Here is a 13,876-nt window from a genome sequence, read left to right as displayed (position 1 = left end):
TGCGCTGCATCACTAATCAATACTCGCCGAGCCTCGAATGAACCTGAACGTTGTCTATGCTCTGAGCGCAGCCGCGCTGTTTGGGGCGAGTACGCCGCTGGCCAAGGTGTTGGGCCTGGACCTCTCGCCGATCCTGCTGGCTGGATTGCTGTATCTGGGCAGCGGGCTGGGCTTGACCCTCGTCAGGCTGATCCGCGACCGGGGCTGGCAGCCCAGCGGCCTGAAAGCGTCTGAATGGCCCTGGCTGATCGGTGCCATCGTGTTTGGCGGCGTGCTGGGGCCGGTGGCGCTGATGTTTGGTTTGACCCTGACCTCCGGCGCCACGGCCTCGCTGATGCTCAACCTCGAAGCGGTACTGACTGCCGTGTTGGCGTGGGTCGTGTTCAAGGAAAATGCAGACCGACGCATCGTCGCCGGGATGCTGGCCATTGTCGCGGGTGGATTGCTGCTAGCGTGGCCGCACGATTCGGCTCAGCCACAAGGCTGGATCGGGCCACTGGCGGTCGCACTGGCCTGCGCCTGTTGGGCGATCGATAACAACCTCACGCGCAAGGTGTCGGCCTCGGATGCCGTGTTCATTGCCGGTATCAAGGGGCTGGCCGCAGGGTTGGTGAACTGCTCGCTGGCGTTGCTGCTGGGGGCAAAACTGCCGCACATCACGGTAATCGGGCCGACGTTGATCGTCGGCTTCCTCGGCTACGGCATCAGCCTGGTGTTGTTCGTGCTGGCGTTGCGCGGGCTGGGCACTGCACGCACGGGCGCCTACTTTTCCACGGCGCCTTTTCTCGGCGCCGCCATCGCCCTCCTGCTGTTCGGTGAGACGGTTTCCCTGACGTTCTGGATCGCATCGTTGCTGATGGGCCTGGGCGTCTGGATACATCTCAGGGAGCATCATGCCCATGAGCATCAGCACGTGGCACTCACCCATGGCCATCGGCACGTGCATGACGAGCATCATCAACATGAGCATTCGTTCGAGTGGGACGGGACCGAGCCGCACAGCCACGAACATCAGCACACGCCGATCCGCCACAGCCATCCACACTTTCCGGACATCCACCACCGACACAAGCATTAGCAGGGAGGAAAAGTGCGTTGGTTTTGGTCGCGAGCCTGTCGATAACAAAGACCCTTCGGAATTCGCCGGCACAAAAGCCATTGGGGACTGGCCGGCCCGTCGCGGGTGCATGGCACCGCACGTCGGGCCGAAAATCGAATGGGACTGCATCGCCCCCTGTAACGAGTCAGCGTAATTCCCTGTCGATTTTCCGGTGGAGACGTCGCCCAACGGGCCTTATGCTCAGCCCATGAACCTACAAAACGCTTTGCTTCCGCCCCACGCCGAGATGGTTCGCGCCATGCTCGAACGAGACACCGCCTACGAGGGGGTGTTCTTTACTGCCGTGAAGACCACCGGAATCTTCTGCCGCCCCAGTTGCACGGCGCGCAAGCCCAAGCCGGAGAACGTCGAGTTCTTCGCCCACGCTGATGAGTGCATGTCGGCGGGCTATCGCGCTTGCCTGCGCTGCAAACCGCTGGACGCTGCGGCCATTGCGCCGGACTGGGTGCAGGGGCTGCTCAAGTCGGTGGACAACGATCCCGACCTGCGCTGGACCGATGTCCAGTTATTGGCTGAGGGCATCGAGCCGCTGAAACTGCGCCGCTGGTTCAAGCAGCATTTCGGCATGACCTTCCACGCCTGGCTGCGCACCCGACGCCTGGGGATGGCGTTGGGCGGTATCAAACAGGGGGATTCCATCGACAATGTGGCGTTTGACTCGGGCTACGAATCCCTGAGCGGTTTTCGCGATGCGTTTCAAAAATCCTTCCACATCACGCCGGGCCGCGCGGCCAACAGTGAACCGCTGCTGTTCACGCGCCTGACCACACCGCTTGGGCCGATGATCGCCATGGCCGAACGCCGTGGGCTGGTGCTGCTGGAGTTCTTGGATCGACCGGCACTGACCCGGGAAGTCGAAGAACTGCAGAAGCGTTATGGCTATGCCGTGGCGCCGGGACACAACGCCCATTTGCAGCAGATTGAAGCCGAGCTGACCCAGTATTTCGCCGGAAAACTCACTGAATTCACCGTTGCACTGCACTTGCCCGGCAGCGAATTTGCGCGGCAGGTCTGGGCTGAACTGGCGAAGATCCCCTACGGCCAGACCAGCACCTACGGCACCATCGCCGCAACACTGGGCAAGCCCGGCGCCAGTCGCGCCGTGGGCCTGGCCAACGGGCAGAACCGTCTTTCGATTGTATTGCCCTGCCACCGGGTGATCGGTGCAGACGGCTCGTTGACGGGCTATGGTGGAGGTCAACCGCGCAAGGCGTTTTTGCTCCGGCTGGAAAAAGCCGCGGTGCAGCTGACCGGACAACTCGCATTCTGATCCCCTGATTTTCTGCAAACGTCATAAGGAACGACATTCGATGGACACTCGATTTCATCAACTGCACCGCGACGGCTTATTGATCCTGACTAACGTCGCCGACGCCACCGGGGCGCGCATCGTCGAGCAACTGGGCTGCAAGGCCGTGGCCACCAGCAGCGCGGCGGTGGCCTGGGCGCATGGATATGCGGACGGCAATGCCCTGCCCCTCGAACGCCTGATATCGACCGTCGAGTCCATCGCCCGGGTGATCTCGGTGCCGTTGACCGTCGACATCGAGGCCGGTTATTCCGACGACCTGACGCGGGTGGCCGAAGTCGTTGATGCGGTAATCGCGGCCGGTGCGGTGGGGATCAATATCGAGGACGGTGCCACTGCGCCAGAGCTGCTGGTGCGCAAGATCGAAGTCGCCCGGCAGGTGGCCGATCGGCGCAAGGTGAAGCTGTTCATCAATGCCCGCACCGACGTGTACTTAAGGGGCCTGGTACCTGCCGAAGACCGCGTCGCCGAAACGCTCAGGCGCGCCGCGTTGTATCAGGCGGCGGGGGCTGACGGGCTGTTTGCGGCGGGCGTCACGGCGGAGTATGAAATCGCTGCGCTGTGCCAGGGCACACCGCTGCCGGTGAATGTGCTCGGGTTGCCGGGGTTGCCATCGCCTGAAGCGTTGCAAGCACTCGGCGTGCGACGCCTGAGTGCCGGCTCGGGCATCGCCGAATTTCTGTATGGCGCCATGGCGTCCCTGGCCAAAGGTTTTCTGGAAACTGGCAAACTCGACAGCAGCCACCTCAAGGCCTTCACGTATGGGGAAATCAATGCCCTGCTGAAACCTGCCGGGAACGCTTGATCGCCATGCCCGATCCCTATCTGCCCGCGACCGGGTTTCTGTCATCAATCGATGACGACTGGCGGCGCCACATCGCCGCCGTTGGCCCCTGCCTGCATGAGCCCCACGCAGCTCGCGATCCTTATGAATCGCTGGTGCGGGCGATTGCCTATCAGCAACTGCACGCCAAGGCCGGGGATGCGATTATCGGCCGGCTGCTGGCGTTGTTTCCGTCGACCACGTTTCCAAGGCCTGAGCAGATTCTGGCGACAGGCTTTGATCCACTGCGCAGTTGCGGGTTTTCCGCCGGCAAGATCGCGACCATTCAAGGGATTGCGCAGGCGGCTCTGGACGGTGTCGTACCGGATTACGCCACCGCACTGGCGATGGACGATGAGGCGCTGATCGAGCGGTTGATTACCTTGCGCGGGGTTGGGCGCTGGACGGTCGAGATGCTGCTGATTTACAGCCTGGAGCGACCGGATATTTTGCCGGCGGATGACTTTGGGGTGCGTGAGGGGTATCGCCGGCTGAAGGGCCTGGAGGTGCAGCCGACGCGTAAGCAGATGGTGGAGATTGGCTTGGCGTGGCGTCCGTATCGGACGGTGGCTTCCTGGTATTTGTGGCGGATGACCGGCAAATAAACCGGGTTATCGTTCATCGCGCGCAAGCCCGCTCCCACAAGGATTTTTGTGTACGCAGCATCTGTGCCCGACCTGTGGGAGCGGGCTTGCCCGCGAAGGCGATTGCCCATTCACCGCATCACTCAAAGCCGATCACAACCCGGATTTCAACCGACTGAACGCCCGAATCAGCGCCCGGTTGAACGCCTTGCCATTGTCATTCTTGCTATACAACGAAGCCCTCACCTGCGCCGACGGATACGTCTCTGGATCGTTACGAATCGCCGGATCAATCAACCCGTCCGCCGCCGTAATCGCATTGGCGTAGTGAATGGTGTCCGTGATCGGCGCAATCACTTCGGGTGTCATCAGGTAATCCATCAACGCCAGCCCGGCCTCGGGGTGCGGTGCATCCTTGGGAATGACCATGGCGTCAAACCAGATCAACGTGCCCTCCTTCGGTATCCGGTAACTGAGCTTGAACGGTTTGTTCGCCGCCTCGGCCTGCCCGGCCGCGATGGCCACGTTGCCGTTCCACGACATCGCCACGCAGGTATTGCCGTTGGCCAGGTCGCTGATGTTCAGGTCATTGTCGAAGTAGCGGATGTACGGCCGGATCTTCGCCAATTGTTGTTCGGCCAGTTTCAGGTCATCGAGGTTCTGGCGGTTGATGTCCAGGCCCATGTACTTCATGACCGCGGCAAACACCTCGTTCGGGTCGTTGAGCAGACTGACCCCGCAATCGGCAAATTTCGACACCACGGCCGGGTCGAACAGCATCGCCCAGCTGTCCCGTGGCGCATCGGGCAAACGCTGTTTGATCGCCTCTTCCTGATAGCCGACCCCGGTAGTGCCCCAGGCGTAGATCCCGGCATAACGATTGCCCGGATCGAACGCCGCCATGTGCTGGCGGAATTCTTCGCCGACGCCAGCAAAGTGCGGCAGCCGTTGCAGGTTCAGTGTTTGAATAGCCCCGCTCTGGATCGCCCGGGACAGGTGCTGCCCCGCCGTCAGCACCAGGTCATAACCGCTGCGGCCGGTCAGCAGTTTGGTCTCGGCAGTTTCAAGGGAGTCGAAGTGATCGACCACCACATGGATGCCGGTTTTCTTCTCGAAATTGGCCAGGGTATCCGGGGCCAGGTATTCGCCCCAGATGTACAGGTTCACCACCGGTTTCGCGGTGTCGGCGGCCTGCACACACATGGGTGCAAGCACCAGCAATAACGCTTGAGTCAGTTTGTGCAGGCCCATGATTAAACTCCCTTCCTGTTATTGGCGGGGGCGGCGTATTGCGGCATGGTGATGCACGCGACGTTGCCGCCACCGAGGAGGATTTCCCGGGAGTTTTCGATGCCGACAATTGTGTGCTGCGGGAACAATTCGGCCAGCGTCGCCTGCGCCGCCTGATCGTTGCGATCACCAAACAGCGGCACCACGATCGAGCTGTTGCCGGCGTAGTAGTTGATGTACGACGCGCAGATTTGGGTCCCGGCCTGACGGGTATGGGTGCTGTCTTGCTGGTCCAGGCCTTCGGCTTCTTCAGCGGTCCACTCCAGCACATCCGGTTGTGGCAGCTTGTGCACGATCAACTCGCGGCCACGGCTGTCGCGGGTGCTGCGCAAAATGTCGTAGGCCTCTTGATAGATTTCCCACTGCGGGTCATCGCGATTATCGGTCCATTGCAGCACCACTTCGCCGGGGCGCACGAAGCAGGCGAGATCGTCGACGTGGCCGTCGGTTTCGTCGAACTTGCAACCCCGTGGCAGCCAGATGATTTGCTCGGCACCGAGGTAATCGGTCAGGCGACGGGTCACTTCTTCCTTGCCCAGATGTTGGTTGCGATTGCGGTTGAGCAGGCATTGCTCGGTGGTGAGGATGCTGCCCTGGCCGTCACTCTGGATCCCGCCCATCTCGGCAATCAACGGCGCGCGATAACGGTCGAAACGCTCGATTTCGAGGATCTTGCTGGCGATCTGATCGTCCTTGTCCCACGGGTAGTACAACCCGCCGTCGAGACCGCCATAGGCGTTGAACTCGAAGTCGACGCCGCGCACTTCACCGCTGTCGTCGTTGACCACAAAGCACGGGCCACTGTCGCGGAACCAGGTGTCGTTGCAGGTCATTTCCACCACGCGAACCTCAGGCGGCAACTGGCGGCGAGCGGTGGCGAACTGGGCGGCGGAAGCACACACCGTCACGGGTTCGCTCTGGGCAATGGCGGTGACGATCTGCACCCAGACTTTCTGCGCAGGCTTGGCACCGTTGCGCCAGACGTCGGTACGTTCCGGCCAGCCGAGCCAGCAACCGGCCTTGGTTTCGAATTCGCCGGGCAGGCGGAAGCCGTCGAGTTTCGGGGTGGAATCGAGCAAACGTGCCATGGTCAGACCTCATCAGCGGGGATTGGAATGACCACAGGCTAAGGTCGTCGGTGCGCTCCTCGCCAACGATGATTATTTCGGAATACTTGAATTCAACTCATCAATCGATCAGCTGATCGTTGAACCACTCCAGCATCAGCGCCACGGCCGGACGCTCCAGACGCACCCGCTCACACACCAATGCATATTGCCCGAGCGCGGTCATGCTGGCGGTGAATGGCCGGACCAGACGACCGCTGAGCAAGTCTTCCTGAGCCGTCAGATTGTCGCCCATGGCCACGCCCTGCCCTTGCGCCGCCGCTTCCAGCGCCAGGCCCGCGTGGGCGAAATACAGTTGGCGGTCGGGACGCTGATCGCCGGCATGACTGGTGAGCCAGGCGGTCCAGGTCTTGCCGTCCTGATCGTCGTGCAGCAGGCAATGGCGCGCCAGGTCCTTCGGAGTTTTCAGGGTGCCTTGGTTGAAGAGGCCGGGGCTGCACACCGGGAAAAATTGCAACGCCGGCAAGGGACGGACGAAGTACGCGCTGCTGTCGACCGGGCCCGTTCCATACGTGATCGCCAGGTCGATGTCCTCCCCCGGCGCCGTGGCGTCGATCGGTTGTTCGTAGAGGTGCAGCGTGATGTGCGGATAGCGCGCGTAGAAGTCCGTGAGCCGACTCATCAGCCACTTTTGCGCCAGCTCGGCGGTGACCGCCAGGCGCAACACCGCCAACGACGACGGGTCGCGCAATTCATCGCAGGCCTCGCCGATCAGTTCGAAGGCGTGCTGCAGGCTTTGCATCAATCGCCCCGCGGCCATGGTCGGGCGGATTTGCCGACCTTCGCGGATGAACAAAGAGACGCCCAAGTGCTCTTCGAGCTGACGGATCTGATGGCTGACGGCGCTGTCGCTGACGCACAGCTCGGCGGCGGCCCGGCCGAAATGCGCGTGGCGGGCGGCGCATTCGAAGGTTCTGAGTGCTGCTAAGGAAGGCAGTCGTCGCATGAATTCAGCCCCGGTGATGAAGGCGACCATGCTGCCTTGGGCATGGGGGGGCGTCCAGCGGGACCGCGCTATCGTTCTTCGCGAGCAGGCTCACTCCTACAGGGGAATGCATTTCAACTGTAGGAGCGAGCCTGCTCGCGAAGGCGGCACATTCACCACAGATTCTGCAGCCCATCACCCTCCCTTATCCACCATGACTTCCCCCGGAACCCGGCGCATGTTGGTGTCTCAACCGGAGGGATTAGACATGCTCGACGCACTCAAACACATCAATTCAACCTCAGCCTTCAACCGCTGGGCAGGCTTCGAAGTGACCGCAGCCGCGAGCGGTGAAGTCGAGCTGACCCTGGCTTTTCGCGAGGCCGACATGGCGCAATACGCAGGCTTTCTGCACGCCGGCCTGATCGGCGCATTGCTCGACACGGCCTGCGGATTCGCCGCCGGGACGGTTGCCGGCAACGTGCTGGCTTCACATTTTTCGGTCAACTGCCTGGCACCCGCCATTGGCGAAGTGTTCATCGCGAGGGGCCGGGTGGTGAAGGCCGGCAAAAAGCAGGTGTTTGCCCGCGCCGAGTTGTTCGCGCAAACCGGCGACCAGCTGAATCTGGTGGCGACCGGTGATGCGATTCTGGTGCCGGTCGACGTCCGCTGACGGTCTAGGCTGTCTGGGGTAAACCCAACCCTTGTCGGAGGTTCCCATGCAGCTCGAAGGTTCCTGCCATTGCAGCGCTGTGTCGTTCAGTTTGACCAGCGCCCACCCCTACCCTTATCAGCGTTGCTACTGCTCGATCTGCCGCAAGACTCAGGGCGGTGGCGGTTACTCGATCAATATTGCCGGTGATGCCGCCAGCCTGAAAGTCCGCGGCCGCAAGCACATCGCGATTTATCATGCACGACTCAAGGACGAAGGCGACAAACACGCCCACAGCAGCAGCGCCGAACGGCATTTCTGCAGCCTTTGCGGGTCAGGTTTGTGGCTGTTCAGCCCTGAGTGGCCGGAGCTGATCCACCCGTTTGCCTCGGCCATCGACACGCCATTGCCGGTGCCACCGGAACACACGCACTTGATGCTCGGCTCCAAGGCGCCGTGGGTGGAAGTCGAGGCGCATCCTGCCGACCAGCAATTCGACGTCTACCCCGAGGAGTCCATCGCCCAATGGCATGAGCGCCTGGGTTTGAGCCGCTAAAGCCGCTTCACAGTCTTTGACAGTTTCCCGACAAAGCTCTCAAAGATTGCCGGCCGGCGGCCGCCTAGCATGGGCGCATCCAACCTCCCCTCGGGTGCTCCCATGTTACGTTCGATGTGTCTGTCGTTGACTTCGTTTTGCCTGCTGCTTCCCACCGACTCATTACGCGCTGAAGACTGGCAATACACCTTGCGCGCCGGTGCCGCCAGCGCGCCGCGGTACAGCGGCAGCGACGAGCGCGTAGTGGCGCCGCTGCTGGGCGCCAAGGTTATCAGCCCCTATGGCCTCTTTCTGGACACGGAAAAGGGTTTGGGCTGGGCTTTTGATGAAGACGACTTCGGCCTGAGCGTGTACATCGGCGCGAGCGATGTGCGCAAGGATCGCAAGAGCGGGTTCAAAGGCTCGGACGAGCTCAACGGCATGGGCTCGATCAAGTCGCGGCCGGCGTTGGGTCTGGACGGGACTTACCACATGGGCCCGATCATTCTCGGTGCCGAGTTCGAGCATGCGCTGGAAAAGGACGATGACGATCACGACACCGGTTCATCCTGGAATCGCCTGAAGCTGAGCATCAGCGCGCCGTTTTATGAGGGCGACTATGGCAAGGTCGTGGGCAGCCTGAACAGTCAGTTTGGCGACAGCCATTACGTGCGCACCTGGTATGGCGTCAGTGCGGCGCAGGCTTCGCGCAGCCGGTTCAGGGCGCATGACACTCGCGGAGGGTTGGTGAGTCGAGGGGCGGAGTTGAGCTGGTCGATGCCGATTGATGATCAGTGGAGTGTGTCGACGGTGCTGGCCGCGCAGTATCTGGCAGGTGATGCGGCCGACAGTCCGATTGTCGAGCGGCGAATGCAGACCTCTTTGGCTGGGCAGGTGATGTACGCCTTTTAGCGATCCGGTGTTGCGGATGGCCCCATCGCGAGCAGGCTCACTCCTACACTTGGAATGCATTCCCCTTTGGGAGACTTCGGTGGGTGGGCAGGTGGTGTAAGCCTTTTAGCTCTTCGGTGGTGCGGATGGCCCCATCGCGAGCAGGCTCACTCCTACACTTGGAATGCATTCTCCTGTGGGAGACTTCGGTGGGTGGGCAGGTGGTGTACGCTTTTTAGCGATCCGGTGGTGCGGATGGCCCCATCGCGAGCAGGCTCGCTCCCACACTTGGAATGCATTCTCCTGTGGGAGACTTCGGTGGGTGGGCAGGTCGTGTACACCTTTTAGCTCTTCGGTGTTGCGGATGGCCTCATCGCGAGCAGGCTCACTCCTACACTTGGAATGCATTCCCCTGTGGGAGACTTCGGTGGGTGGGCAGGTGGTGTACACCTTTTAGCGCTTCGATGTTGCGGATGGCCCCATCGCGAGCAGGCTCACTCCCACACTTGGAATGCATTCCCCTGTGGGAGACTTCGGTGGGTGGGCAGGTGGTGTACGCCTTTTAGCGCTTCGGTGTTGCGGATGGCCTCGTCGCGAGCAGGCTCGCTCCCACACTTGGAATGCATTCCCCTATGGGAGACTTCGGTGGGTGGGCAGGTGGTGTACGTTTTTTAGCTCTTCGGTGTTGCGGATGGTTCCATCGCGAGCAGGCTCGCTCCTACACTTGGAATGCATTCCCCTGTGGGAGTGAGCCTGCTCGCGATGGGGGCGGTGAGATCAACGCAATCAATCCAGATGCGCCCACGTCATGCGAAACGACGCCCCACCCCAAGGCGAATCCCCCACTTCCACCTGCCCGCCATGGGATTGCGACACCCGCCGCACCAACGCCAACCCCAAACCAAACCCACCTGTGCGGCGATCACGGCTGGCGTCCAGGCGCGAGAACGGTTCGAAAATTTTCTCGCGCCCGTCCACCGGCACACCTGGCCCATCATCGTTGACCCGCACTTCGTAGTGATCACCGGTACGGACCAACGACACCTCCACCCGCTCATCGGCATAACGAATGGCATTGCGCAGCAGGTTGATCACCGCCCGGGCCATAAAGCGTGGCTCAATGCGAACCTCATCGACCTGACACTCGACAATCAACAACTGCACCCCGGCAGCCTCGGCCTCCAGGGCCACGCTGCCGACCACGCTGTCCAGCCAACTGTTGGCCTGGATGTTTTCCCGGCTGATGACCGTAGCGCCGCGCTCAAGGCTGGCGTAGGTCAGCAGCTCGGAAACCATTTCTTCCAGCTCGCCCAGGTCGGCGTACATGTCGGCAATCAGTTCGCGGTTCTGGGTCGGATCGGGTTGTTGCTTGAGCTGATCGAGTTCGAATGACAGGCGGGCAATCGGCGTGCGCAACTCGTGGGACACCGCGTTAGTCAGTTCGCGCTGATTGGCGATCAAGCCTTCGATGCGCGCCGCCATCAGGTTGAAGTGCTCGGCCAGGTCACGAATGTTCGAGCGTTTGGACAGCTGGATCCGCGACGACAGGTCGTTATCGCCAAAACGTTCGGCCGCCAGGCGCAGTTTCTCCAGATCTCGCCAATGCGGGCGTACCCAGAACATCAACACAAAACCGATCATCACCGCGATCATCAGATACGCCGCGGCAATGTAGAACGGCATCAGACTGGGCTCGGCCGGCAGCTTGATGCTGAGCAACTGCGAACCCTCGTCAATGCGCGAGATGAACTGCGTGTACTTGTCACGGATCACCAGAAGCCCTTGGGCCAACTCGGCTTTCTCCTGATCGGTCAGGGACAGTTGCCGGCTCTCGACCAGCGTCAGGCCCAAGCCATAGTGCGGGCGCACCGCTTCCAGTTCGCGCTCCCGGTCCGACCCGTCCAGATCGCGTAATTGCTCGGCCAGCGACCAGGCCTGGCCACGCACCGCCTCGCGGTTGTAGCTCTGCATCTGATCATCGAGAAGTGCATCGAACGTGCGCTCGACCGTTTGCAACCCCAGTACCAGGCCGACCGTCATCACCAGAAACAGCCCAAGAAATAACCGCAGCATTTACAGCTCCCACGCAAACGGATTGAACAGGTAACCCTTGCCCCAGATGGTCTTGATGCACACCGGTTCGCGCGGGTTGTCCTTGAGCTTGCCGCGCAACTTGCTGATGTAGACGTCGACACTGCGGTTGAGGCCGTCAAACGCAATACCGCGCATACGGTTGAGGATGTCGTCACGGGACAGAACCTTGCCGGCAGCGCTGGCCAGCAACCACAGCAGTTCGAATTCCATGGTGGTCATTTCGATGACCTCCCCCGCCAACCGCACTTCGCGACAGCTGCGGTCGATGCTCAGGTTGCCGAATTCCAGGGCGCTGCACACGCCGCTGTCCGGCGCCTGACGCCGTTGCAACGCACGCAGGCGGGCCAGCAATACAGGCGGTTTGATTGGTTTGATCACGTAGTCGTCGGCACCGGACTCCAGGCCGAGGATGTGATCGAGGTCATCTTCCTTGGCCGTCAGGATGACGATCGGCGTGTCGGACACGCTGCGGATCTCGCGGCACACGTGCAGGCCGCTCTGCCCGGGCAGCATCAGGTCGAGCACGACGATTTTCGGTTTGAATTCGAGGAACGCGGCCAACGCGAGGTCGCCGCGGTGAACCTGGCGGACCTCAAAGCCATGTTGGGACAGGAAATGCGCGATCAGCCCGGCGAGCTTCTCGTCGTCTTCCACCAGCAATACTTTGCCAAAACCCAGGTTATCCATAACGACCGTCTGCCAACCCTTGTGAAAAGTGGGCGGCATTATGGCGCCAATCGGTGACGGGACGGTGATGACGGGCAGCAAAAACCGGCCTCGAGGGCCGGTTTTCAGTGATCTTTCATACTCTTAAGAGTTTTTAACAATTCAGTCGCAAAAGATTGCAACGCGCGGAGGGCGAATCACGCCGATGCCGGGACACCGCTGTGAAAACGGAACTCCACGTCCGGCGACTCGATCAGTTCCTGCTCGGCGGCACGGACCCGGTCAATGACTTGCGCAACATCCTTGGCATCACCGTACTGGTAAGCGAGTTTCAGGTAACCCTGGAAATGCCGCGCTTCGCTTTTCAGCAAGCCGAAATAGAACTTGCCCAGTTCTTCGTCCAGATGCGGCACCAGCGCTTCGAAACGCTCGCAGCTGCGGGCTTCGATAAATGCGCCGACCACCAGCGTGTCCACCAGCTTGACCGGCTCGTGGCTGCGCACCACTTTGCGCAGGCCCGAGGCATAACGCCCGGCGGACAGCTGACGCAGCTCGATCTTGCGCTTTTTCATCAGGCGCATGACCTGCTCGTGGTGCACCAGCTCTTCCCGGGCCAGGCGCGACATCAGGTTGATCAGGTCAACATGGGAGTGATACTTGGCGATCAGGCTCAACGCCGTGCTGGCCGCCTTGAACTCACAGTTCTTGTGGTCGATCAGCAAGGTGTCCTGATCGGCAAGCGCGGCCTGGACCCAGCCATCGGGGGTTCGGCAGCCGAGGAACTCGTGAATTTCGGGAAGGATCATGGGGCTCACGGAATAAAAGGTCTGAATCGAAGGGCGCCGATTATACCGGCCTGCCGCCAGACCACCAGTCGCCGCCGTTGATATGCATCAAGTACCGGGTTGGCGGTGACCAACTATAGTTGTCCAACGCAGTATTTTTTACCTTCCTGGAGATCCCGATCATGCAAGCCATTCGCAGCATCCTGGTGGTCATCGAACCCGAACACTCGGAAAGCCTGGCGCTCAAACGGGCCAAACTGATTGCAGGCGTGACCCAGGCGCATCTGCATCTGCTGGTGTGCGATCGCAAGCATGACCACAGCGGCATGTTGGGCGTGCTCAAGGCGGCACTGTTGCAGGACGGCTACAGCGTCACCACCGAGCAGGCCTGGAATGAAAGCCTGCATGAAACCATCGTCGATGTGCAGCAGGCGGAAGGCTGCGGGCTGGTGATCAAACAGCATTACCCCGACAGCCCGCTGAAAAAAGCCCTGCTGACCCCGGCGGACTGGAAACTGCTGCGTTATTGCCCGACGCCGGTGCTGCTGGTGAAAACCTCTAAACCGTGGACCGGCGGGGTCATTCTCGCGGCCATTGACGTCGGCAATGCCGATGGCGAACACCGCACGTTGCACGCCACCATCGTCGATCACGGTTACGACATCGCCAGCCTGGCCAAGGCCAAACTGCACGTGGTCAGTGCCCATCCGTCACCGATGCTGTCGGCGGCGGACCCTACGCTGCAGCTCAGCGAAAACATCGAGGCGCGCTATCGCGAGCAGTGCAAGGCCTTTCAGGCCGAGTTCGATATCGATGATGATCACCTGCACATCGAGGAAGGTCCGGCGGATGTGTTGATTCCGTTCATGGTGCACAAGCTGCAGGCGGCGGTGACCGTGATTGGCACTGTTGCGCGGTCCGGGTTGTCCGGAGCGTTGATCGGGAATACGGCGGAAGTGGTGCTGGATGCGGTGGAGAGCGATGTGCTGGTGCTGAAGCCGGATACGATCATGGATCATCTGGAGGAGATTGTGACGCAGCATTGAGATTTGCGGCGTCGGGTAGTACGCCTTCG

The 13,876-nt window shown here is 61.2% G+C and carries 14 protein-coding genes; 8 read left to right on the top strand and 6 right to left on the bottom strand.

The genetic code is table 11. The features are described from left to right. Positions 1-37 precede the first annotated feature (37 nt). The 4 genes from RHP74_RS12940 to RHP74_RS12925 all read left to right on the top strand — a co-directional run bounded on the left by RHP74_RS12940 (position 38) and on the right by RHP74_RS12925 (position 3,857). A complete protein-coding gene (locus RHP74_RS12940; protein ID WP_083376917.1) occupies positions 38-1,078 on the top strand; it encodes a DMT family transporter in 1,041 nt (346 codons plus the stop codon). A 229-nt stretch (positions 1,079-1,307) separates the two neighbouring features. After that, positions 1,308-2,390, top strand: coding sequence for a trifunctional transcriptional activator/DNA repair protein Ada/methylated-DNA--[protein]-cysteine S-methyltransferase (locus tag RHP74_RS12935; RefSeq protein WP_311099780.1), 1,083 nt, complete (start codon positions 1,308-1,310; stop codon positions 2,388-2,390). Between the two features lie 40 nt (positions 2,391-2,430). Continuing rightward, positions 2,431-3,234: an isocitrate lyase/phosphoenolpyruvate mutase family protein gene (locus RHP74_RS12930; protein ID WP_311099779.1), complete on the top strand. Its 804-nt coding sequence runs from the start codon at positions 2,431-2,433 to the stop codon at positions 3,232-3,234. A gap of 5 nt (positions 3,235-3,239) precedes the next feature. After that, positions 3,240-3,857, top strand: coding sequence for a DNA-3-methyladenine glycosylase (locus RHP74_RS12925; RefSeq protein WP_311099777.1), 618 nt, complete (start codon positions 3,240-3,242; stop codon positions 3,855-3,857). A 132-nt stretch (positions 3,858-3,989) separates the two neighbouring features. On the opposite strand, the gene RHP74_RS12920 is transcribed toward RHP74_RS12925, so the two are convergent. From RHP74_RS12920 to RHP74_RS12910, 3 genes are all read right to left on the bottom strand, one after another. Beyond that, the gene (locus RHP74_RS12920; RefSeq protein WP_311099775.1) at positions 3,990-5,087 is read right to left on the bottom strand and encodes an extracellular solute-binding protein; all 1,098 of its coding nucleotides are present in this window, start codon (positions 5,085-5,087) and stop codon (positions 3,990-3,992) included. A gap of 2 nt (positions 5,088-5,089) precedes the next feature. Beyond that, positions 5,090-6,214: an agmatine deiminase gene (aguA, locus tag RHP74_RS12915; protein WP_077750492.1), complete on the bottom strand. Its 1,125-nt coding sequence runs from the start codon at positions 6,212-6,214 to the stop codon at positions 5,090-5,092. A gap of 100 nt (positions 6,215-6,314) precedes the next feature. Next, positions 6,315-7,199, bottom strand: a complete 885-nt coding sequence (locus RHP74_RS12910; protein WP_311099773.1) for a LysR substrate-binding domain-containing protein — start codon at positions 7,197-7,199, stop codon at positions 6,315-6,317. Positions 7,200-7,446: 247 nt separating this feature from the next. Here RHP74_RS12910 and RHP74_RS12905 point away from each other — a divergent pair, with 247 nt between their 5' ends. The 3 genes from RHP74_RS12905 to RHP74_RS12895 all read left to right on the top strand — a co-directional run bounded on the left by RHP74_RS12905 (position 7,447) and on the right by RHP74_RS12895 (position 9,277). After that, positions 7,447-7,851 (top strand): PaaI family thioesterase, encoded by a 405-nt coding sequence (locus RHP74_RS12905; protein ID WP_311099772.1) that lies wholly within the window; start codon positions 7,447-7,449, stop codon positions 7,849-7,851. Positions 7,852-7,897: 46 nt separating this feature from the next. Continuing rightward, positions 7,898-8,386 carry a GFA family protein gene (locus tag RHP74_RS12900; protein WP_311099771.1) on the top strand — a complete coding sequence of 163 codons (489 nt, stop codon included), beginning with the start codon at positions 7,898-7,900 and terminating at the stop codon, positions 8,384-8,386. Positions 8,387-8,488: 102 nt separating this feature from the next. After that, the gene (locus tag RHP74_RS12895) at positions 8,489-9,277 is read left to right on the top strand and encodes a MipA/OmpV family protein (RefSeq protein ID WP_311099770.1); all 789 of its coding nucleotides are present in this window, start codon (positions 8,489-8,491) and stop codon (positions 9,275-9,277) included. A gap of 765 nt (positions 9,278-10,042) precedes the next feature. On the opposite strand, the gene RHP74_RS12890 is transcribed toward RHP74_RS12895, so the two are convergent. From RHP74_RS12890 to RHP74_RS12880, 3 genes are all read right to left on the bottom strand, one after another. Then, positions 10,043-11,329 carry an ATP-binding protein gene (locus tag RHP74_RS12890; protein WP_010459713.1) on the bottom strand — a complete coding sequence of 429 codons (1,287 nt, stop codon included), beginning with the start codon at positions 11,327-11,329 and terminating at the stop codon, positions 10,043-10,045. Next, positions 11,330-12,037, bottom strand: coding sequence for a winged helix-turn-helix domain-containing protein (locus RHP74_RS12885; protein WP_010459711.1), 708 nt, complete (start codon positions 12,035-12,037; stop codon positions 11,330-11,332). 176 nt (positions 12,038-12,213) lie between these two features. Then, a complete protein-coding gene (locus tag RHP74_RS12880; RefSeq protein WP_010459709.1) occupies positions 12,214-12,822 on the bottom strand; it encodes a tRNA-(ms[2]io[6]A)-hydroxylase in 609 nt (202 codons plus the stop codon). A gap of 161 nt (positions 12,823-12,983) precedes the next feature. Here RHP74_RS12880 and RHP74_RS12875 point away from each other — a divergent pair, with 161 nt between their 5' ends. Further along, entirely contained in the window at positions 12,984-13,847 is an 864-nt protein-coding gene (locus tag RHP74_RS12875) for a universal stress protein (RefSeq protein WP_311099767.1), read from the top strand. The last annotated feature ends 29 nt before the right edge of the window (positions 13,848-13,876 follow it).

The organism is Pseudomonas sp. SG20052, assembly GCF_031766055.1.
GTDB lineage: Bacteria > Pseudomonadota > Gammaproteobacteria > Pseudomonadales > Pseudomonadaceae > Aquipseudomonas > Aquipseudomonas mandelii.
Note: the sequence above shows the minus strand (reverse complement) of the source record. Positions and strands in the feature narration are given on the sequence as shown.

Coding starts and splice junctions, on each gene's coding strand:
- RHP74_RS12905 (WP_311099772.1), top strand. CDS start 7,447: ATGCTCGACGCACTCAAACACATCAATTCAACCTCAGCCTTCAACCGC.
- RHP74_RS12935 (WP_311099780.1), top strand. CDS start 1,308: ATGAACCTACAAAACGCTTTGCTTCCGCCCCACGCCGAGATGGTTCGC.
- RHP74_RS12930 (WP_311099779.1), top strand. CDS start 2,431: ATGGACACTCGATTTCATCAACTGCACCGCGACGGCTTATTGATCCTG.
- RHP74_RS12920 (WP_311099775.1), bottom strand. CDS start 5,087: ATGGGCCTGCACAAACTGACTCAAGCGTTATTGCTGGTGCTTGCACCC.
- RHP74_RS12890 (WP_010459713.1), bottom strand. CDS start 11,329: ATGCTGCGGTTATTTCTTGGGCTGTTTCTGGTGATGACGGTCGGCCTG.
- RHP74_RS12895 (WP_311099770.1), top strand. CDS start 8,489: ATGTTACGTTCGATGTGTCTGTCGTTGACTTCGTTTTGCCTGCTGCTT.
- RHP74_RS12910 (WP_311099773.1), bottom strand. CDS start 7,199: ATGCGACGACTGCCTTCCTTAGCAGCACTCAGAACCTTCGAATGCGCC.
- RHP74_RS12940 (WP_083376917.1), top strand. CDS start 38: ATGAACCTGAACGTTGTCTATGCTCTGAGCGCAGCCGCGCTGTTTGGG.
- RHP74_RS12880 (WP_010459709.1), bottom strand. CDS start 12,822: ATGATCCTTCCCGAAATTCACGAGTTCCTCGGCTGCCGAACCCCCGAT.
- RHP74_RS12925 (WP_311099777.1), top strand. CDS start 3,240: ATGCCCGATCCCTATCTGCCCGCGACCGGGTTTCTGTCATCAATCGAT.
- RHP74_RS12875 (WP_311099767.1), top strand. CDS start 12,984: ATGCAAGCCATTCGCAGCATCCTGGTGGTCATCGAACCCGAACACTCG.
- aguA (WP_077750492.1), bottom strand. CDS start 6,214: ATGGCACGTTTGCTCGATTCCACCCCGAAACTCGACGGCTTCCGCCTG.
- RHP74_RS12900 (WP_311099771.1), top strand. CDS start 7,898: ATGCAGCTCGAAGGTTCCTGCCATTGCAGCGCTGTGTCGTTCAGTTTG.
- RHP74_RS12885 (WP_010459711.1), bottom strand. CDS start 12,037: ATGGATAACCTGGGTTTTGGCAAAGTATTGCTGGTGGAAGACGACGAG.